Source organism: Alcaligenes sp. GW821-FHT11D07, assembly GCF_058808495.1.
Genome location: NZ_JBXART010000001.1, coordinates 1190715 through 1211892 on the forward strand (window position 1 = coordinate 1190715; position 21178 = coordinate 1211892).

Below are 21178 nucleotides of genomic sequence, written 5' to 3' on the forward strand. Positions count from 1 at the left end.
TTAACCTACACTGCCTTCCAAGCTGACGCCGAGCAAGTTCTGTGCTTCGACCGCAAACTCCATGGGCAATTCTTTAATCACTTCTTTACAAAAGCCGTTCACGATCATGGAGACGGCGTCCTCGGCTGTCAGGCCGCGCTGCATTGCATAAAAGAGCTGATCCTCACCAATGCGGGAAGCAGTCGCTTCGTGTTCCACACTGGCAGTGGGGTTCTGCACTTCCATCGTTGGGAAGGTATGAGCCGCACAACGTTTGCCAATCAGCAGGGAATCACACTGGGTGTAATTTCGGGCGTTTTCAGCCTTGGGGGTGATGCGAACCAAACCGCGGTACGTATTGATACCTTGGCCGGCCGAAATCCCCTTGGAGATAATCGTGCTGCGGGTATTGCGACCCATATGAATCATTTTGGTGCCGGTATCGGCTTGCTGGCGGTGGTTGCTCAAAGCGACCGAGTAGAACTCGCCTTGGGAGTCGTCACCACGCAGCACCACGCTAGGGTATTTCCAAGTAATGGACGAGCCAGTTTCAACCTGGGTCCAGGAAATATGGGAGCGTGCGCCACGGCATTCGCCACGCTTGGTGACGAAGTTATAAATACCGCCTACGCCATCTTTGTCGCCGGGGTACCAGTTCTGTACGGTGGAATACTTGATCTTGGCATCATCCAGGGCGACCAGTTCCACGACCGCTGCGTGCAATTGGTTTTCATCGCGCATGGGCGCCGTACAGCCTTCCAGGTAGCTGACCGAAGCACCCTCTTCCGCAATGATCAAGGTGCGCTCGAACTGACCGGTGTCGCGGGCATTGATACGGAAGTAGGTGGACAGCTCCATAGGACAGCGCACCCCTTTGGGGATGAACACAAAGGAACCATCGGAAAACACAGCCGAGTTCAACGCGGCGTAGTAGTTGTCGCTAGGCGGCACCACGGTACCCAGATACTGTTTGATCAGTTCAGGGTATTCGCGCACAGCTTCGGAAAATGAACAGAAGATAACACCGACTTCTTCCAGTTCTTTGCGAAAGGTAGTGGCAACCGAAACCGAGTCAAACACGGCATCGACAGCAACACCTGCCAGACGGGCACGCTCGTGCAGAGGCACGCCCAGTTTTTCATAGGTGCGCAGCAATTCGGGATCGACTTCATCCAGGCTTTTAGGGCCGTCGGTCTTGCTCTTGGGCGCGGAGTAGTAACTGATATCCTGAAAATCGATCGGTGGGTAATCCACAATCGACCACTTGGGATACTTCATGGTCAGCCACTGGCGATAGGCAGCCAAACGCCATTCCAGCATGAACTCCGGTTCGCGTTTTTTCGCGGACAGGAAACGGATGACGTCTTCGTTCAGACCTTTCGGTATGGTTTCAGACTCGATGTCGGTGACAAAGCCTGCCTCGTAATCACGATCGAGGAAGGTGTCCAGATGTTCGTTGACGGTACTCATTCGGTTAACTCCACGTTGGAGGTGCTCGCCTTGTTTCTGTTTTTCAATTCGGGACCCGGTTTGTGTGTCAGGGGAAACTCATGAACCGGCACGCGTATCATGTCTGCAACACTCACGTCTTCCAAAGTGCGGCGGACAATATCGTTGATACGCTGCCAATTACTACGTATATGGCAATCTGACTCCACGGAACAGGCCCCGGGAGTGGCTACACATTCGGTCAAGCCAAAGGGCTGTTCTTCCAGAGCGTCAATAATCTGCGCTACACTTATCTGTTTGGCGGGGCGGCCCAACACATACCCTCCGCGCGCGCCTCGGCTGCTGATGACAAGCTCATGCTGGCCCAGCAGTTTAAGCACCTTGCTGACAGTTGGTTGGCCCAAACCCAGTGTGGCGGCCAAGTCAGACGCACTGAACACACGGTCTGGATCGCCAGCCATGTGTGTCAGCACTAAAGTGCCGTAATCAATGATTTTACTGATTCGCAGCATTCCTTCTCTCTGATCAGGTCGTAGAACCATATAGTACCGCTTTGGTACTATATGGTCAAATTATCCCTCTAGACTTTGCTGGATATTCCACATGCGGGCATAGGTGCCATCCAGCGCCAAAAGCTCACTGTGCGTGCCCTGCTCCACGATCTGCCCACGCTCTAGAACCAGGATCAAATCCGCGTCAGTAATCGTGGATAAGCGGTGAGCAATAATCAATGTGGTGCGCTGACGCGCAATCTCGTTCAGTTCGGATTGAATGGCGCGTTCTGTACGGGTATCCAGAGCGCTGGTAGCCTCGTCCAGAATCAGCACAGGTGGGTTTTTCAACAAGGTGCGGGCAATGGCCACACGCTGCTTTTCCCCACCCGACAGTTTCAGGCCACGCTCGCCAACTACGGTGTCGTAGCCATCAGGCAGACTCAAAATGAAATCGTGAATGCTGGCAGCGCGAGCCGCGGCCACTACTTGCTCTTGGCTGGCATCTGGGCGGCCATAGGCAATATTGTGCAAAATCGTGTCGTTAAACAGGACCGTATCCTGAGGCACGATGCCGATATGTCGTCGCAGGCTCTCTTGTGTCCACTCTCGCAGCTCACGGCCATTGAACAAGATCCGGCCTTCCGTGACATCGTAAAAACGGAATAACAATCTGGACAGGGTGGACTTACCGGCACCCGAGGAGCCCACCACAGCGACCGTCTGGCCTGGGGGAATCTCAAAACTCAAGTTCTGGATCACGGTGCGACGGCGATCATAGGCGAAGCTGACATTCTCAAAACGCACACCCGCTTGCGTACAGGACAGTTCCTGTGCGGTAGGCGAGTCTTCCACTTCCTGCTTACGGCGCAACAAGGAAAATAAACGCTCCATATCAGCCAGGGAGTTCTTGATCTCTCGATACACAAAGCCCAAAAAATTCAAGGGTGCGTACAACTGCGTCAGGAACGCGGACACCAAGACCACATCACCCACCGTCATAGTCCCAGCCAGCACACCCTGCGCGGACATGAACAACAAGGCGGTCACCCCAATGCTGATAATTGAAGCCTGACCAATATTAAGCAGATTCAAGGAGACCTGATTTCGCACGGCGGCCTGGACCCACTGGCCCATATTCTGGTCGTAGCGATTAATTTCGTAGTCTTCATTGCCGAAGTACTTCACTGTTTCGTAATTCAGCAGTGCATCAATCGCTCGGGAATTGGCGCGGCTGTCCAGCTCGTTCATGGCGCGTCGGTAGCGCATGCGCCGCTCCGTCACCAAAAGCGTGAACAAGATGTAAGCCGCAATAGTGCCCAGCGTCACGGCAGCAAAGATCCAGTCGTAGCGCCACAGCAAAATGCCACAGACCAGAGCGATCTCCAGCAGCGTGGGCAAGATATTGAACACCAGAAAGTTCAGCAAGAAACTGACGCCTTTCGTACCCCGCTCAATATCGCGGCTCAGGCCGCCAGTTTGGCGTTCGGTATGAAAGCGTAAAGACAATTCAAGCAGATGGCGAAACACATGGTTCGCAATCAAGCGGACTGATCCTTGGGTCACCTTGGCAAACAAGGCATCCCGAATTTCGCCAAAAGCGCTGGACGCCAGTCGCACCGCACCGTATCCCAGCAAAGCCGCGACAGGCAGCATCAAGGCAGTAGCCGGCAGGCTCAAAGCGTCAATCACTTGCTTTAAATAAAGCGGCATCATGACCGTTGCAAGCTTGGCGAGCAGCAAACAGGACAGTGCCAAGATGACACGAGTCTTGAATCGCCAGACGTAAGGGAACAGGGATTTCAGGGTGCTCAGACCACCGGAGACACCATCAAGCACTTCAGGACGAGGAGGCACACGCAATCGGCCCGTATCAGCCAGCACAACACTGACGACACACAGGCAGCCCTAAAAAATAAGTTACAGCCCAAGGCTGGAATCAAGGCCGGTGAGGGTTAACTACCCTTTCCATGAGCAAGAGCGCCCATGGCTATGCCTTTGATACGAATACAGAAACGTCGTCCGCCTGACTTGGAACCGCTCCAAAAAGAGGGGACGACGGACAACATAGCAGTATAGCCCTTCTGCCTAATCTTCCCCGCCAAGACCCTGCCGCCAACCCTATTGTTGGCACACTTGTTTGCCTGCAAACCACAGTGCTCAACGCAAGCACCCCAAACACCACGGAATGGAGTCTGCAGATCAAAAAATAAACTACTTGCCATTGCAAAGAAAATGCTGGCAATCCTGCACTTTGTTACCTTCAAGCCCCAAGCGAAAAGCATACAATACCTGCTTGCCTGAAACAGGCTGCACTATTGTTTATATTGATAGCCAGCTGGCACTCAGACACCAGATTCATTATTCCCTTTAGCGTGCAAAATCCATCCATGCCGTCTTCTTCTTTTTCGTATTCTTCCTCCCTGGATCAGTTGGCCGCACAAGACAGTCAGGCGCTGGACCTGCTGTACGACCAGGAAGCACCCTTGATGTTGGCCTTGGGCCAGGCCGTATTGGGCCGACGCATTGATGCTGAAGAGGTACTGCGCGATAGTTTTGTGCTGCTGTGGAAGAATGCAGCCGGTTATGACCCTGACCTGGGCGAGGGACGCGCCTGGATTTACAGCATTTTGCGCTTCAGATTATTGGCTCGCCTGCGTCAGCGCACCCAATCCGGTGACAGTAACTACGCTTTACCTGCCATCAAACCTCAAGCAGGCCAGCGCTTCATCCCTGCCCTGGGCAAACTGGATGGCACCAGTCAGCGCGCCATGATTCACGCCTACCTGCACGGCAATAGCTACGAGCAGTTGGGCCCACAACTGAACCGCTCACCCGCCCAGCTACGAGCCGTGGTTCAACATGGGCTGCAACAGTTAAGCCCCCTCATCAGTAATGGTGGAGTGAACGACCCCCGCCATGCAGTCATGATTGGTGAATACACGCTGGGTTTGCTGAGCCAGCACGAGCTGGCGCAAGCGCATACGTTAATGCAGCAAAACGACCAGGCGGCACGTCTGGCGCTAGCTTGGGAGCAATCTTGGTTGGAACTAGTGGATTGCCTGAGCCCCACCCTGCCCGCGCCCACCAGCTTGGCCCACATTCATCACACCTTGGGTTTGCCTCCGCCTACTGCTCGCCGTCAGGCCGGCAGCTCGGCGACTACCGCCAGCGAGGTCGGTAATAAGGACACACCAGACAGCAAGCCAAGCGAGAGCAGTGGAACCACCAGCGGCAAGCCGAGCGTCAAAGTTGAACGCCAAGAGCCCAGCATCAATATCGGTGCCTCGACGGAAAGCCCCTCCAAGGCAGAGGCCGCAAAACGCACCGAGCCTCGTTGGTCTGCCAGCAGCGCAACGAGCGACACGATAGAGGACCACACCCCTCCTTTCCCGACACTTCTGCGAGCCGACTCTGACCCAGCCACGAAAGCGGCTGCTATTCCTCCTGAGCCAGTACCTGTTCCCAACAAAATTGCAGAAAAGAAAAAGCCCTTTAAAAACGCTCCAGAACCAGAAACGGGGGCCCCAACAGTCCCTCTTGAAAAGCGCCAAGCTGAGCCTAGCGAAGAAGGACGTAAGTCCGCCGGCTTTGCCCTGTCTCGCCCTCTTCTATTAGGCGGCTTGGCTGCCATCGTCATCGCAGGACTTGTCATCGCCCTACTGATGAACCTGAACTCGGAGCCGCCCATCAACGTCATCGAGATGAAACCGCGTCAGGCTGCAATTTTGCAGGCTCCCGGCCAATCTTCGACACCCGCCTGGATCGCCACTGTTGATCCTCAAGGCAATGTCTTGCTGGTTCCCAAAGTCAGCACCGAAGTTAAAGCGACCCAATCCGTTCAGCTTTGGACTCACACCCCGCGTGGTACACAAATTCGCTCTTTGGGCTTGATCGACCCGAATCGGCCGATTACGGTTCCGGCTGGTCTAATCGGAACCGTGGAAGATGAGCAGATCTTTGAGATGACACTGGAAGCCGAAGGCGGCTCTAATAGCGGCGCTCCAGAAGGCCCGGTGCTGTATATCGGCCGCGTGGTCAGTTTTGGCCAGCTGGATGCCGTACCCACCGCCAATGATGCTACGTCGGCAACCCGCTCTTAAACGCGGCATCCAGACGCTCTAACTCGTCGATCTCGGCCTCTGTAAAGCCCGCCTCCAGGCGGGCTTTACGATTGAAGGGCCCGCGTAAACGAGGTGCACGGTAACGCTGCGCCAAGTCTCCGTAAGCATCAAAGTCCGAGAGGCCTTGCTCCTGGCACACCTTCCTGTACCAATAATTCCCTAAGGCCACGTGCCCTACCTCATCACGTAAGATGATGGCAATAATGGCAGCCGCCTTCTCGTCCCCTACAGCCAGCAGCTTGCGATGCACAATGGGACAAGCGTCCAGGCCTCGGGCCTCCAAGGTGCGCGGCACCAAGGCTAAGCGCGCCAATAAATCAAAGCGAGTCCGTTCGGCCATTTCCCATAAGCCATCATGAACCGGTAAATCGCCGTAGCTCACGCCCAGTGTTTGCAGATGATTGCTCAGCAGTTCAAAATGCAGCGCCTCTTCAACAGCGACCTGAAGCCAGCCGGCGTAAAAAGCATCAGGCAGACCGGGATAGCGCCACAGCACATCCAGGGCCAAATTGATGGCATTAAATTCAATATGAGCCAAGGAATGTAATAGCGCTGCCCGTCCCTGCTCAGTGCCCAAAGAGCGCTTGGGGACCTGCTGTGGGTCTACAAACTGCAAGCAGTCAGGGCGGCCTGGTACTCCTGGCGGCTCATCCAGATGCTCGTGTGCCCCTATGGGCAAACCATGCTCAATAGCCCGTACTGCGGCTAGCTTCGCCGCCGGCTCCTGGAGCAACAAAGCCTCCAGTGCTTTTCTACGTAAGTTCACCTTTTATCTCTTCCATGAAAAAGGCCGGCGCAAAGGCCGACCTTATCTTTTCCTGCTCTGGACTATAAGACTACTGAGCTGAACCCGGCTCAGTCATGGCCAAGGCCTGGTCCAGCATCTCTTGAATCTGCCCAAGATTATTACGCAAAGCCTGCATTTCCTGACCGGTCAGACGCACTGCCGCTTCCTGATCGAAAGGCATATCCGGGCCATCGCCCAGGCGGTTACGCGCCCCGCTGATGGTAAAGCCTTCGTCGTACAACAAGCCGCGAATCCGGCGAATCAACAGAACCTCGTGGTGCTGGTAATAACGTCGGTTGCCGCGTCGCTTGACGGGTTTTAGCTGCGTGAATTCCTGCTCCCAATAACGCAGGACATGGGGCTTGACCAGGCAAAGCTCACTGACTTCACCGATAGTGAAGTAACGCTTGGCTGGAATAGGAGGCAAGGTCGCCGTCTTTTCGTTTGTGCTCATGGCCACTGATGCTCATCGACAATAGGAGTGATTTTACACGTTCAGTCAGGCAAAACTGTACGCAAACGTACCAGGAATCAGTCCTGTTCATCCTCAGGCGACACTGGCGCCCCTTCTACTACACTTTTGAGCTTTTGACTGGCGTGGAAAGTCACTACACGGCGCGCCGAAATAGGGATGACCTCGCCCGTCTTGGGGTTACGGCCAGGACGCGGGGGTTTGTCCCGCACCTGAAAATTACCAAATCCGGACAGTTTGACCTCCACACCGTCGGCCAAAGAGTCCCGGATTTCCGCAAAAAAGGTGTCCACAATATCTTTGGCTTCACGTTTGTTCAAGCCAACACGTTCAAACAAGAGTTCGGCCAAATCCGCCTTGGTCAAAGTACGCTCTACGTTCATTGTGTCCCCTTATGCCCTTGCCCGCGCACCATGCGCGGACACCAATGCTGCCAGCAATACCTCTAGGCACTGCTCAACACGCTCATCTTCCAGCGTGCTTGTACTGTCTTGCAACCAAAAACGAATCGCCAGACTCTTTTCGGAGGCGTCATTTTTATCACGCCAGACGTCAAACAGCTGAATGTCTTTAACAATTGCCGCCTGTTGGGCGGTGCTGCGAACGCTGTTCAGCGTATCCAGCACAGCTTGATAGGATACGTCTTTATCCAGCCAAACGGCTAGGTCACGTTGCACCACAGGCTGCTTGGATACTTCCTGAGCGTGTACGACCTGGTCATGAGAAATGGCATCAACGTCCACCTCGAACACGACGGGCGCCTGGTTCAAGCCAAACTCGCTTAACCACTGAGGGTGAATTTCGCCAATCCAGCCTATGGTTTTACCATCCAGCTTTACACTGGCACTACGGCCTGGATGCAAAGCGGGATGCGCTTCAGGTTCAAAGCGAGCCTGAGCTGCGCGCTGACCCAGCAAGGTTTCCAAATCGCGTTTGACATCAAAGAAGTCAACGGGACGATCCGGCTGACCCCACTGCTCGGTGACGACAGGCCCCCAAGCGGCGGCAGCAATGCGATTAGGCTGGTGAATACCGGCTACCGTCAAAGGACCGTTTTCCTGATCAGCTTGGCGCATGAAAACGCGACCAAACTCAAACACACGAACGCGCGACTGACGACGGTTGGCGTTACGTTCGATATTGGCCAGCAGGCCAGGAATCAAACTGGTACGCATCACCGCCAATTGGCTGGCGATCGGGTTCAACAAACGGATAGGATCAGCCTGCCCGTTAATGTCTTTTTCCCAGGACTCCTGCACAAAGGAGAAGTTGATCACTTCCTGATAATCCTGCGCCGCCAATACAGCGCGCAAGGCGTGAGGCCCACGCAAAGATTCGCTAGGCACACGAATTTGTGCAGCAGCGACGGGAGGCAGATCAGGAATATTCTCAAAGCCGTAGATACGGGCGACTTCTTCGATCAGATCCTCTTCGATCGTCAAATCAAAACGGAAGCTGGGAGGAGTCACGGCGAAGACACCATCGGTCACCGAGAAACTCAAGCCCAAGCGAGTGAAAATACTTTCAACCTGATCTTGCTCCAGCGGGATACCCAAGACGCGACGACAACGATCCAAACGCATGGCCACTGGCTGGCGTTCGGGCAAAGCGATAACTTGGTCATCCAAGGGACCGGCCTGACCACCGCAGATCTCCAGGATCAAGGCGGTGGTGCGCTCCAGATGCTGGGCGATAGAATCGAAATCCACCCCACGCTCAAAGCGGTGGCTGGCGTCCGAGGAGAATTTATAGCGACGGGCACGGCCCATGATGGCGTCAGGCCACCAGAACGCACCTTCCAAATAGACATCAGTGGTATCCAGTGTGACGGAGCTTTGCTCGCCACCCATGATGCCAGCCATGCTTTGAGGCACGTCATTGACCGCAATCACACCTACATCACTGTCCAGCTCGACGGTCAAACCACTGAGCAATTCCAGCTGCTCGCCCTTGCGCGCCCAACGAACTTCCAGGCCCGACTGCACATGCTGCAAATCGAACACATGGGTAGGACGCCCCAGCTCCAGCATCACGTAATTGGAGATATCCACCAAAGCGGAAATCGAGCGCTGGCCACTGCGCTCCAGACGGCTTCTCATCCAGTCCGGAGTTTGAGCACGCGCATTCACGCCACGGATCACACGACCGGCAAAACGGCCGCACAAATCTGCGTCTTTCACTGTCACGGACACACGGTCTTCAATCGTGACAGGAACAGGAGTGAAGTCAGGCACGGTCAGAGGCTCGCCAGTCAGGGCGGCAACTTCTCGGGCAACACCCAACACCGACAGGCAGTCTGCACGGTTAGGCGTCAACTTCAATTCAATAATTTGATCATCCAGATCCAGCAGCTCACGCAAGTTCTGGCCAACTGGCGCATCAGCGTCCAGTACCAGCAAACCATCATGATCTTGCGACAAGCCCAGCTCACGACCCGAGCACAACATGCCGGCGGAGTCTACGCCTCGCATTTTGACCGGGCCAATTTTCATGCCACCGGGCAATTGCGCACCGACACGGGCTACAGGGATTTTGATACCTTGGGCCGCATTGGGAGCACCGCAGACAATTTGCAGCAGTTTGCCCGAGCCGTCGTCAACCTGGCACACGCGCAGGCGGTCAGCGTCGGGATGCGGCGCAATCTCAGCGATAAAACCCACCACGACCTGCTCAAAAGCGGGCGCAGCGGCTTGAATTTCTTCGACCTCCAAACCAGCCATAGTCAGCTGGTGACCCAGTTCTTCAGTTCCCAGTTTGGGATTCACAAAGCGGCGCAGCCACGATTCGGAAAATAACATGATGCAAAGATGGAAACGATAAACAGCGTATACCGGAACCGACTGGGCCTAACAGGCCCAGCGGCGCGAAGAAGGAATCAACGATTGAACTGCTTCAGAAAGCGCAGGTCGCCTTCAAAGAACTGACGCAAATCGTTAACACCATAGCGCAACATAGTCAGGCGCTCCAGTCCGGAGCCAAAAGCGAAACCAATGTAACGCTCTGGGTCCAAGCCGAAATTGCGCACCACTTGCGGGTGAACCTGTCCTGACCCGGAGATCTCCAGCCAGCGGCCCTTGTTGGGACCGGAGGAGAACATCATGTCAATCTCAGCCGACGGTTCGGTAAAGGGGAAAAAAGAGGGGCGAAAGCGAACGACCAGATCGTCGCTTTCAAAGAAGGCACGCAGAAAATTGGTGTAGACGCCCTTCAAGTCGGCAAAGGAAATATCCTCGGCAATCCACAGCCCTTCCACCTGGTGAAACATGGGCGAGTGGGTGGCATCACTATCAACACGATAGGTCCGGCCGGGCGCAATCACTTTGATCGGCGCTTTATTCATGCGGGCATAACGCACCTGCATGGGACTGGTGTGCGTGCGCAGCAAATAAGGCTCGCCAGTCTCATCTTGCATATCCACATAAAAAGTGTCATGCATGGAGCGGGCGGGATGGTTTTCAGGGCTGTTCAGCGCTGTGAAGTTAGTCCAGTCATTTTCGATTTCGGGGCCGTCGGCCACTTCAAAACCGATAGAACGGAAAATGGCCTCGACACGCTGCCAAGTCTGGATCACCGGGTGAATACCACCGGTACCACGACCGCGGCCGGGCAAACTTACATCAATCTGCTCTTGAGCCAGTCGCTGGTTCAATTGGTCTGCCGCCAGGGCAGCACGACGATCGTTCAGTAATTCTTCAATTTCGCGCTTGAGCACGTTAATGCTGGCACCCGCGGCTTTTTTCTGCTCCGGCTCCATCTGGGCCAAGCCTTTCATCAAGGCTGTGATGGCGCCTTGCTTGCCCAAAAATCGGGCTTTGGCATTTTCCAGCGAGGCGGCGTCCTGAGACTGTTCAAATAAAACCCGCGCTTGGGCAATAAGATCGTCGTGAGAGGAAGTCATGGCGTGTTACTTTCCAAAAACAAACGGAGCCCCAAAGGCCCCGTTTGTGAACTATACAGTCAGATACCGCTTAAGCAGCCAGAGCGTTCTTAGCCTGTGCAACAACAGCAGCAAAACCTGCTTTGTCTTTAACAGCCAAGTCAGCCAGAACCTTACGGTCCAAAGCGATGGAGGCTTTGTTCAGGCCGGCGATAAACTGGCTGTAGCTCATGTCCAGTTCGCGGCAAGCTGCGTTGATACGGGTAATCCACAGCGAGCGGAATACACGTTTCTTGTTACGGCGGTCACGGTAGGCGTACTGACCTGCCTTCATGACAGCCTGTTTGGCTATACGGAATACGTTACCACGGCGACCGCGAAAACCTTTGGCCTGGGCAATTACTTTTTTGTGGCGTGCGCGTGCGTTAACACCGCGTTTTACTCGTGACATGTTCGATTCTCCCTAATCAAGCGAAAGGCATCATTGCTTTTACGGAAGCAACGTCGGCTTTATGAACCTCGACGGAACCGCGCAATTGACGTTTGTTCTTGGTCGTCTTCTTGGTCAGAATGTGACGCTTGAACGCTTGGCCCCGCTTGATGGAACCGCTACCACGAACCACAAAGCGCTTGGAGGCGCTTTTTTTGGTTTTCATTTTAGGCATGAAATTACTCGACTAATTTATGTCTGCGGGTGGCCGCCTTGGAAGCTGGCTGGCACTTGTATGACCCAAAACAGGCACTTATTTTTTTCTTTGCCCGCTGCCAAGACAAGTCCAAACAGGGGAAAAGCTCTTGATTATAGGGTGATTGCTGGAAAATTGTCTAGATGTCCGGTGGATTATTAGCAACGCTAAACGGCCACCCCTGGTCACTGAACCATGTCGATACACCACTAGCGTGTCCTTGCAAGTGGCAAGCCGGGGCCACCTGCCCTTTCACGCTTTTGTATCCCACATCTCTTTCTGCCCTCTGTCCGCCAAAACTGCATACCTGTTCCCGAAAAGGCGGCCAAGACCCCCGCTCTATTATTCATACGCGTGGGTTCTGCGAACGCAGCCTGCTGCCGCGCACATCGCCTTGTGCCGCTCGACACATAAAAAAGACAAAAGCGCCATGACTGAATCAGCCCATCTGCTGGAGCGGCAACCCGCAAGCAGACAAAACCCTAACCCTAAGCTACAAGCTTAACGGGACGTTGCCATGTAAAAACCAGAGTCTGGCTACTGCATGGAACGAATTTGACACTGCATAAAAAGTCGACAGCCTTATTAAAAATAATCAGAATAAAAAATCAATTAAAAACACAGGCATATAATCGACAACCTAATAATTAAAAATAAATATATTATTAGCAGCAAAATTAATTAAATCAGTTGACATATATAACGGCCACTAATAAAACACACCCTATAAAAGTTTTTATATTCAATAAAAACCCTTGACAAGGAACCACCAATGAACTTAACTGTACACATCAAGCAAAAAATAGAAACTAAATAAATTACAAAATAAAATATTTCTATTTAATTAATTAATTTATTTTTATAAAGCATATAAATTAATTAAAAAGTCTTTATAGAAATACTATTACTTAGAAATTCAAAAAAGGCTGCTTGATTTAGTAAATCTCTCCTCTTCAACTTACGGAGTTCTACTATGAGCACTATTACTGATCACAAATCCCGCCTGGCATGGATTGAGGCCCTCGAGATTCCGGAGACTCACAACCTTAAGCTAGATGCCTCCCCCTCGAACCGAGCCGCTACAAACCCCAACGATAAAGGTGCCATGGTCGCCGCAGCCAGCGTCCCGAGCTTTGTCAGTGGCTTGGCTCTTCAGGCGCGTGATGACGTTCAAAACAGCACACTGCTGATGCAACTGGCGGCGAACAATGCATACCCTGATGAAAAGGACAAAGATAAATGGTTCACGTTCTACTCAGACGGGCTAGCCAGACTGGGCTGGGGCACCACCAGCTCAGTCTATGAGCGCTACCAACCAAAAAATACCAATGTCACCATGAACCAAGTCGTTCTGGAGATCATTCTAGATGTGGTCGGCAATATGAGTAATCCGCTGTACAAAATTGCTCAAGACGCCTTTGGAGCCATGAATGACCCGGCCAATAAAAGCCCTTTGATGCTGTTTGACCAGACCAGCACGGAACAAGGCCGCGGAAAATTTCAGATTCTACCCGCCGGGCAGGACCAGAACGGTACAGTCAGCATGGTTCTAACTGCTATCAATGCCCACACTGACGTGCAAACTGGCAGCTTCCTTTTTTGGAAATGGAGCACATCAAGCTCTGTGTTGTACCGCGCTGCAAGCTTGATTGTGCTCAATGAGTCGGTTTACTCACAAGTGCGCCAGGCTGTGATCGCAAAACTTGGGGCAAACGCTAAAGATTGGCTAGCTAACCTGAAGCTCTAAACCAAAAACATAAGGCCCAATCAGCGTGTTGGGCCTCGGTCTCTATTTTAATATTTTGAACAGAGGGGCACTCAATGGCTTACCAGACTGATCAGGTACTCGTCGTTTCTGGCAATCTACTATCCGCCACCGCGACAGACGCTAGTGCTGTCGTTTATGAAGACATCATTCATTCCAACCTTCTCAGTCAGATGGTTGCAGATAACGACCCCGGAACACGCTTAACCGACCCTGCTTCCTGGCTAAATTCTTATAAAAATGCATTAGGCAACTTATTTTGGAAGTTCACCGAATATGAAACAAGCACTTATGCAAGCAGCCCAGGCGAAGTAGATGTCACAATCCCGCAAATTTTAGAAAAAAAATTCTTTAAAAATTTAACAGCAGATCAAAAAAAAAGAGTTACAGAAAGCATATCTCTTTTCAATAACATTCCAGATGACGATGCCGCGGCTTTACTTTATAACTTAAAAACACAACTAAAAATCGAACCAAAAAAACATCCTGGAAAACCACCGCAAAAAAATAAATTCTCAGTTAACCTGCAAGTAAGTGTCGCGCACAACGACTCTTTAGTTTCTGTATGCAGCATTTACTTTCAGACCTACCAAGAAATAGGCAACAAATTATTCAAACAAAATTTCTCTATCCAAGAGATAATTGGAAATATCAATGTATTTTATATTAAGGCTGATATTCTTGAGTCGAATTATGCCATCATCCGACAAGGCGTAATTAATAAGCTAGGACAGGACAATATAAACACGAACATCCTAGCGGTGTCAGACGAAACAGAACCACCCGAAGCACCATCTCACAGAGCAGCACTGTCCTATGTGCAAAACGTAAAAATCTAAATACGTCAGACAGGTCAGCCGTGCTCATCATGGCACCTGTCGACGCGCACAAGCAAATTCATGCTCCGGTACATAAAACACTAGATAGAAGCGGTTTGCAATCCCGTCTTGCGCTCTGAAAAACCCCAGCTCATATCAACAATCTCCATCACGGCCAATCGGGGCGAAATTGCAGAGCTTCCGCCAAGTGTGAACGCTCAATCTGCTCCTGTCCCGCCAGATCTGCAATCGTCCGCGCTACGCGCAATACCCTGCCCTGCACCCGTTCAGACCAATGCCAGCGCTGCCGCGCGGCTAACAATAGTTGCCTGGCACTTTCTGACAGAACACAACATTCTTTAAGCCTAGAGACCGATAGGCGCGCATTGCTTGATGCCTGCCGTGCCCATTGCCTATCCATGGCTGCCTGCACACGCACCCTGACCAAGCAAGAAGCCTCAGCAGCCTGATCGCGCTCTGAATCTGACTCCGTCATAGTCACCAAAAGGTCGATCCTGTCCAGCATAGGCCCGGACAGACGCTGTTTATATTGCTCACGCTGAGCAGGTGAACATCGACAAGCCCGCTGCCGACTCGCAGCCCAACCGCAAGCACAAGGATTCATCGCCGCCACAAACTGGAACTGTGCTGGGAAGACAGCCTGCTGCTGTGCACGAGAAATACGAACACAGGCTTGCTCTAGCGGCTCACGCAAAGACTCCAAGGCACGTCGGCTGAATTCGGGCAGCTCATCCAAAAACAAAACACCATGATGCGCTAAGGACACTTCACCCGGCTTAGGCCGACTACCACCACCGATCAAGGCCGGAGTAGAAATACTATGGTGCGGAGCCCTAAAGGGCGGTCGGACTGTCAGGAAACTCTGCTCTTGTACAAAGGAATATAAGGCAGCCACGTCCAATTGAGCTTGCTTGTCCAGATCGGGTAAAAGCCCAGTTAAACGCTGAGCCAACATAGTCTTACCCACTCCCGGCGAGCCATTCAATAGCAAGCTATGCCCACCTGCGGCAGCAATTTCCAAAGCCCGACAGGCTAAAGACTGCCCCAAGACATCAGACAAGCAATAGAGCACACTATCATCCTGCTGCGGCCAGGGATCAGCCACAGCCAACTCCAACTCCTCATCGCCTCGCAGATAAGCCGCTGCCTGGGTCAGGCTCACTATCCCACGCACTCGCAAACCAGGGACGTGCGCAGCCAGCGCCGCACTCTGAGCGGGCAGCAGCAAGCACTGATCAGGGTGTTGCCGTGCCATTCCTAATGCAATCGTCAATGCACTTTGTACAGGCACGACCGCTCCCGTCAAAGAAAGCTCACCCGCCATCACGTAATGCTCTAGACCAGCAATAGCCTGCTCTCGGTGATGCTTATCAGGGCGACTTAACTGGCCACTGGCCAACAAAATCGCCAAGGCCACCGGCAAATCAAAGCGTCCGGAGTCTTTAGGCAAATCAGCGGGAGCCAGATTGATCGTTAAGCGCGCTGCCGGAAAGTCAAAACCGCTCGCTTGCAAGGCAGAGCGCACCCGTTCACGGCTTTCTCGTATCCCAGCATCCGGTAATCCAACGATATGAAAAGCTGGCAAACCGGGTGCCACATGCGCTTCCACGCGTACATCAATAAAATCCAAGCCTGATAATGCGCAACTGTTCAAGACGGCTAAGGACATGTGCCCTTCCCCTTTTAAACTCAAACAGTCAGTTTGCCTGCAGGGGAAATGAAGCTCTAGCGATCAGCGTTAAAACAGCACAGCGTGCTTATACGTACCCCGCTTTTATTGCACCACCATCACGCCCATGGAGCTAACTAACTGAACCGCCTGATCCACAGAAAGGCAAGCACCTTGAAAAGAGTGGTTTAGGTCGTACAACGTAATGCTGCCTAATTCGACACTGCGCAAATCTGCTCCCTTAAAGTTCACGCCTCGTAGGCTGGCACCGCGCAAACTGCCCCCATCGAAAATGGCGTCCTGAAAATCGCAGCCGCCCAAATCCGCATCCGAGAAATCCAGGTGCACCAAGCTTTGCTTACGGAAATTAATTGAACGCAAGGTCGTGCCGACCAATTTGCACTCTCGCAGTGTCAGGTCCAAGCCTTGTGTTTCATTGAAAACCGCTCCGCTCAATTTAGAATCGGCTATATACAGGGAGGCAATTCGTGCACGCAGCCACTTACTGAGATGAAGATCACAAGCCTCAAAACGGGCTGAGCTTACATCAGCCAAACCAAAATCTGCCAGCCCCATCTTGCAACGCTGCCAAACCGTGTCCTGTAGTTGTGCACGCTTAAAGCTTGTATCCAGGAAACTGCATCCCGAAAAGTGCAGCCCCTCCAGGCCCAAACCCGACAGATCTTCCTCATCAAACGTGCAGTTTTCAAAACTCAGCGTTTCTTGAGCCGAAGACAACAAGTCAACCAGTTCATCTCGAACTACGTGGGCATTACTGATAAGCATGCTACTGCACTTCCTTAAATAAAATAGAGCCAGCGAAAAAGTCTCGCTGGCTCTTTCTTCGACTCATACCTCGAGGGAGACTCCCTCTCGCCAAACGAGGTTTAGCTTGCCTTAGGTAAACCAAGCCGGGATAAATTCCAGGCGATTAAAAGTCCCAAGACAGCAAAACTGACCGTCGCTATCCACGCCCATTGCCACCCGCCCAGTGTGTGCACAACCCAGGCCACAACAGGCGGTCCAACAAACTGTCCCAGAGAGGAGCATTGCTGCACCCAGCCTACCGAGGTGGAGGTGGTTTGAGGGGATGGTGCCGCAGTCACGGCCAAAAAGAATAAGGTAGCGGGAATCAGCCCGCCCACAATCGAAAACAGCAAGATGGCGACAAACTGAACCACTATGTTTTGCGTCAAGGCAAAAGCCACAATGGCACAAGCAATCATGCCAAGGTATCCAGCTTGTAGTAGTCGATGCGGCAAGATGCCAGCGTGTAAAACCCGCCCTGCTCCCAGATTGCCGACCACATTACCGGCGGCGATCATCGCCGTCAGCAAACCGGCCGTGCCCACCGCTATCTGCGCCTGATTGTAGATCGTAGGCATAAACCCCACGACCGCTGCCCACTGCGCTGCATATACACCAAAGGCCAAGGCCAGCATCCAGACTCGGCTGGAGCTCAAGGTAATACGCAACAACTGAGTCCAATTATTGGACGGTAGCTGCCGTGCTGCATTTTCACTCTTGGTTCTGCTATCGGGCGGGACAAGGAAAAGCGTCAAGAGCATGAATACAGCAGTCAGGACGCCCAACACTACCCAAAGCGTCCGCCAGGAGCCCACACCCAACCAGGCAGCGCCTGCCCAGAGCATGAGAACGGCACCAGCGGGCATATAACAGCCCCACAGACCCATTACGCGACTCAAACGCGTGGCGTCGGTAATGCGCTTGATCAAGGCCGGTATAGGCAACACCACCATCAAAAAGCCGCAGCCTTCTATCATCCGGCCCAACAAGATCAAGCTGCTGTGCTGAAACTGGGAGGCAATGGCCGAGGACAAACTCAAAACGGTCAGGCCGATCAAAATACAGCGTCGCAAGCCGATTTTTTCGGATATCAAACCGATGCAGAGTCCCAGCAACATGCCCGCCATTTGGACACTGGCCAGCAAAAAGCCAGACTGCACCAGGTCCATGCCCAGCTCTCGCTGCATAAAAGGCAAGGCCGGGGGTACTTTCCACACATGCAGTGCAGCGCACACCCCGGTCAAGACAAGAAAGACAGCAATGAAAAAGGGGCTGGCCGATCGTGTGCCCCTAGGCCTGGTGACAGTGTTCAAATGAAGTGATCAGCTTTGGCTGCTCTCTTTGCCAGCGGTATCGCTGTCTTGAGGGACGGGAGTTTGACGCCCTTCCAATGCCTGCAAACGTGTCTCCAGAGCAGCAACCCGTGCCAGGGCCCGCTCCAGCATCAGCTTGTAAGTGTCGAATTCCTCTCGGGTTACCAGGTCCATGCGATTAAAAGCCTGGCCCATAAAGGCTTTCACATTACGCTCAATATCGGCAGCCGGACTTTTGGCGATCAGCTCCGAGACATTTTTTTGTAAATCTTCCAGCCACTCGCTACGATTAATCATGGTCCTCTCCTGAAAATATTGAAACTACCTGCAGTATAGAAAAAGCGGGTGCCAAAGGCACCCGCTTTTTTCATCTGGCTAAACGATTAGCTCGAAATATCCAGCCTTAAGGCTTGGCTTGTTCCGAAGGAACCGAAGATGGGGAGGAATCTACACCATTACCCACCTTGTTTTGAATGGCATTGTCTGCCTTGGCAGCGCCGTCTTTAATGGCGTTACCAGCACGGCTGGCGGCATCAGACACGGCGTCTTTCGCTTCACCGGCTTTCTCGGCGACTTTATCGCCAGCAGCCTTGGCATCTTCTTTCAGGCTGTTGGTGTTTTCTTTCGCGTTTTCTTTCTGTACTTCAGCCTCTTTCTTGACGTCGTCGGCTACTTTAGCGGCGTCCTGCTTCAGGTCTTCCGTTTTTTGCTCCAGGGACTTATTGGCTTCTGGTGCAGGTGGAGTGGCAGGTGCTGTCGTTTGAGGCGTAGCGACAGGAGCAGGTGGCGCGCTCGTAGCAGCAGTATCGTTCTCTTTGGAACACGCAGCCAAAAGAGTCATCGAAGCAGCAGCGGCCATGACAGCAAAATGAGCACGAGTCAGTTTCATAAGATTTCCTTCCTACTATTCCAAGGTCGCTAGATAGAATGGGCCGATGCCTGGTGCGACTTCCGGCTCGGCCTTGGGTCTGTTACAACTCCCCTAAGGGCCATTCTATCGGTGCTGGGCAGCCAGACCAATCTATTAGTGTAAATCCTGATTTCAATTATTCTGACGAACTCGCCCAAGCTTTATGACAAACCCTTTAACAACAAGCACCTAGCACGTACACCCCACTTAGGGCGTGTTACAAATAGAATCGCTCGTAGGGATAGAGCCCCGGTTTGTTACATATTTGGCAAAGTAAATGAGCTTATTTTCAATCACTTAGGCAACTAAGGTTGCCAAGTCGATGCGCTCGGCCCGGTTCAAGGCACTGGCTACCTTCACACGCAAGGCGTTGGAATGGGACAGACGCACTTCTTTTTTCACATCCAGCAATTGCTGCGGATGCATGGAAAACTCTTTCAAACCCAGCCCCAGCAACATACGGGTCACCGAGGCATCCCCTGCCATCTCGCCGCACACTGCCACAGGCTTGCCAGCGCGCTCAGCCGCGTTAATGGTGTGGGCGATCAAACGCAATACCGCGGGGTGCATGGGGTCGTACAGATTGGCAACTTCCGCATCGCCACGGTCCACGGCCAAAACATACTGAATCAGGTCGTTAGTGCCGATAGACAGAAAATCCAGTTCCTGCACAAAAGGCTCAATCGCAATCGCAATGGCGGGCACCTCTACCATGGCGCCTAGCAAATAGTTGCGTGCAAACGGCGTGCCTGACTTTTCCAGTTCGCGGGCCGCCGATTCGATAGCCTGACGGCTGGCGTGCACTTCGCTCATGGAAGAAATCATGGGGATAAGAATACGGATTTGCCCGTGCAAACTAGCTCGCAGCAATGCACGCAATTGCGTGGCAAACATTTCTGGCCGATCCAGACAGTAGCGAATCGCGCGCAAGCCTAAGGCGGGGTTAGTAGCGACGGTTGCATCACCATCCAAAGTCTTGTCAGCACCGATATCCAGAGTACGGATAGTGACGACTTTACCGTTCATGGCTTTCACCACACGGGAATACGCCTCGTACTGTTCCTGTTCGGTAGGCAAATCCGTGCGGCCCATAAACAGGAACTCGCTGCGGAACAAACCAATACCGTCGGCACCCGCTTTCAAGGCCAACTCGGCCTCCTCTGGAAGCTCAATATTGGCTTCCAGGCGCACGGTAATACCGTCCAGGGTCATGGCTGGCGCATCCAGCAACTCTTCCAGCTCGGCCCGTTCAAGTCGATAGGCTTCTTGACGCTCACGGTATTCGGCCAGGACCAGCTCGGACGGATTGACTATAACGGCGCCCGAAAAGCCATCTACGATCAGGTAATCACCATCACGGATCAAGGTACGGAAGCTGCCTAGCCCCACCACGGCGGGGACACTCAAGCTACGGGCAACAATGGCGGTATGTGAGGTGGGCCCGCCCAGGTCCGTCAGAAAACCGGCGAAATGACCACCGCGTAAACGCAGCATATCCGCAGGGGAAATATCCCGTGCCACGACGATCAGCGGCTCTTCCTGAGCAGCCGAAAAGCCAGGCAATAAAGCAGGCTTGCCAGCCAGAACACGCAGCACCCGCTCGATAACCTGGCGCACGTCCGCACCCCGCTCGCGCAAATACTCGTCTTCCATCTGGGAAAACTGCTCAACCAGCATTTGTCCCTGAGAGGTCAAGGCCCATTCCGCGTTGTAATGGCGCTCGGCAATGATGGCGCAGGTTTGCTGCGTCAACATAGGATCGTCCAGCAACAGGCTGTGCACCGTCAAAATAGGGGCAAGCTCGCGTGGCGCGTCCACAGGTAATTGATCCACCATGACACGCAGCTCGTCACGTGCACTGGCCATGGCACTGAGCAGGCGCTGGCTCTCGGAATCAACGTCCTCAGCAGCGATCCGGTAATGAGGGACCTCCAGTGCTGCAGCGCTCATTACCACCGCCCTAGCGATGGCGTATCCCTTACCTACTGCTTGACCTTGGGCGGTAAACAT

The 21178-nt window shown here is 53.1% G+C and carries 19 protein-coding genes; 3 read left to right on the forward strand and 16 right to left on the reverse strand.

The genetic code is table 11. The features are described 5' to 3' along the window. Genes sufB through AC1RSM_RS05405 form a run of 3 tightly spaced genes read right to left on the reverse strand, consistent with a single transcriptional unit; the run spans window position 1 to window position 3782 of the window. Window positions 1-1449 (reverse strand): Fe-S cluster assembly protein SufB, encoded by a 1449-nt coding sequence (gene sufB / locus AC1RSM_RS05395; protein ID WP_492930207.1) that lies wholly within the window; start codon window positions 1447-1449, stop codon window positions 1-3. Further along, on the reverse strand, window positions 1446-1940 hold the full coding sequence (locus AC1RSM_RS05400) for an SUF system Fe-S cluster assembly regulator (protein ID WP_492930209.1): 495 nt from the start codon (window positions 1938-1940) through the stop codon (window positions 1446-1448). Before AC1RSM_RS05400 ends, sufB begins: the two co-directional genes overlap by 4 nt. A 60-nt stretch (window positions 1941-2000) precedes the next feature. Further along, complete coding sequence (locus tag AC1RSM_RS05405; RefSeq protein ID WP_492930211.1) at window positions 2001-3782, reverse strand: ABCB family ABC transporter ATP-binding protein/permease; 1782 nt, start codon at window positions 3780-3782, stop codon at window positions 2001-2003. A 527-nt stretch (window positions 3783-4309) separates the two neighbouring features. On the opposite strand from AC1RSM_RS05405, the gene AC1RSM_RS05410 reads away from it, so the two are divergent. Continuing rightward, window positions 4310-6022, forward strand: a complete 1713-nt coding sequence (locus AC1RSM_RS05410) for an anti-sigma factor domain-containing protein (protein ID WP_492930213.1) — start codon at window positions 4310-4312, stop codon at window positions 6020-6022. On the opposite strand, the gene AC1RSM_RS05415 is transcribed toward AC1RSM_RS05410, so the two are convergent. The 7 genes from AC1RSM_RS05415 to rpmI form a co-directional block, all read right to left on the reverse strand. Beyond that, window positions 6000-6809 (reverse strand): ferritin-like domain-containing protein, encoded by an 810-nt coding sequence (locus AC1RSM_RS05415; RefSeq protein ID WP_492930215.1) that lies wholly within the window; start codon window positions 6807-6809, stop codon window positions 6000-6002. The genes AC1RSM_RS05410 and AC1RSM_RS05415 overlap by 23 nt on opposite strands. Window positions 6810-6879: 70 nt before the next feature. Then, window positions 6880-7284 (reverse strand): MerR family transcriptional regulator, encoded by a 405-nt coding sequence (locus tag AC1RSM_RS05420; RefSeq protein WP_492930217.1) that lies wholly within the window; start codon window positions 7282-7284, stop codon window positions 6880-6882. Between the two features lie 77 nt (window positions 7285-7361). Further along, window positions 7362-7685: an integration host factor subunit alpha gene (locus AC1RSM_RS05425; RefSeq protein WP_492930219.1), complete on the reverse strand. Its 324-nt coding sequence runs from the start codon at window positions 7683-7685 to the stop codon at window positions 7362-7364. Between the two features lie 9 nt (window positions 7686-7694). Further along, window positions 7695-10100, reverse strand: a complete 2406-nt coding sequence (gene pheT / locus AC1RSM_RS05430; protein WP_492930221.1) for a phenylalanine--tRNA ligase subunit beta — start codon at window positions 10098-10100, stop codon at window positions 7695-7697. Between the two features lie 77 nt (window positions 10101-10177). After that, the gene (gene pheS, locus AC1RSM_RS05435) at window positions 10178-11200 is read right to left on the reverse strand and encodes a phenylalanine--tRNA ligase subunit alpha (protein ID WP_492930223.1); all 1023 of its coding nucleotides are present in this window, start codon (window positions 11198-11200) and stop codon (window positions 10178-10180) included. A 70-nt stretch (window positions 11201-11270) separates the two neighbouring features. After that, window positions 11271-11630: a 50S ribosomal protein L20 gene (gene rplT / locus AC1RSM_RS05440; protein ID WP_009454390.1), complete on the reverse strand. Its 360-nt coding sequence runs from the start codon at window positions 11628-11630 to the stop codon at window positions 11271-11273. A 16-nt stretch (window positions 11631-11646) separates the two neighbouring features. Then, complete coding sequence (gene rpmI / locus AC1RSM_RS05445) at window positions 11647-11844, reverse strand: 50S ribosomal protein L35 (RefSeq protein ID WP_492930226.1); 198 nt, start codon at window positions 11842-11844, stop codon at window positions 11647-11649. Between the two features lie 994 nt (window positions 11845-12838). Here rpmI and AC1RSM_RS05450 point away from each other — a divergent pair. Then, window positions 12839-13612, forward strand: a complete 774-nt coding sequence (locus AC1RSM_RS05450) for a hypothetical protein (RefSeq protein WP_492930227.1) — start codon at window positions 12839-12841, stop codon at window positions 13610-13612. 74 nt (window positions 13613-13686) lie between these two features. Beyond that, window positions 13687-14469: a hypothetical protein gene (locus AC1RSM_RS05455; protein ID WP_492930229.1), complete on the forward strand. Its 783-nt coding sequence runs from the start codon at window positions 13687-13689 to the stop codon at window positions 14467-14469. A 148-nt stretch (window positions 14470-14617) separates the two neighbouring features. Here AC1RSM_RS05455 and AC1RSM_RS05460 read toward each other — a convergent pair whose 3' ends face one another. The 6 genes from AC1RSM_RS05460 to ptsP all read right to left on the reverse strand — a co-directional run bounded on the left by AC1RSM_RS05460 (window position 14618) and on the right by ptsP (window position 21178). Then, window positions 14618-16138, reverse strand: a complete 1521-nt coding sequence (locus AC1RSM_RS05460; protein WP_492930231.1) for a YifB family Mg chelatase-like AAA ATPase — start codon at window positions 16136-16138, stop codon at window positions 14618-14620. Window positions 16139-16243: 105 nt separating this feature from the next. Next, window positions 16244-16924: a pentapeptide repeat-containing protein gene (locus AC1RSM_RS05465; RefSeq protein ID WP_492930233.1), complete on the reverse strand. Its 681-nt coding sequence runs from the start codon at window positions 16922-16924 to the stop codon at window positions 16244-16246. A 101-nt stretch (window positions 16925-17025) separates the two neighbouring features. Further along, complete coding sequence (locus tag AC1RSM_RS05470) at window positions 17026-18180, reverse strand: MFS transporter (protein WP_492931465.1); 1155 nt, start codon at window positions 18178-18180, stop codon at window positions 17026-17028. An 87-nt stretch (window positions 18181-18267) separates the two neighbouring features. After that, window positions 18268-18555: an accessory factor UbiK family protein gene (locus AC1RSM_RS05475; protein ID WP_492930235.1), complete on the reverse strand. Its 288-nt coding sequence runs from the start codon at window positions 18553-18555 to the stop codon at window positions 18268-18270. 106 nt (window positions 18556-18661) lie between these two features. Further along, the gene (locus tag AC1RSM_RS05480) at window positions 18662-19147 is read right to left on the reverse strand and encodes a hypothetical protein (protein WP_492930237.1); all 486 of its coding nucleotides are present in this window, start codon (window positions 19145-19147) and stop codon (window positions 18662-18664) included. 318 nt (window positions 19148-19465) lie between these two features. Then, entirely contained in the window at window positions 19466-21178 is a 1713-nt protein-coding gene (gene ptsP / locus AC1RSM_RS05485) for a phosphoenolpyruvate--protein phosphotransferase (protein WP_492931467.1), read from the reverse strand.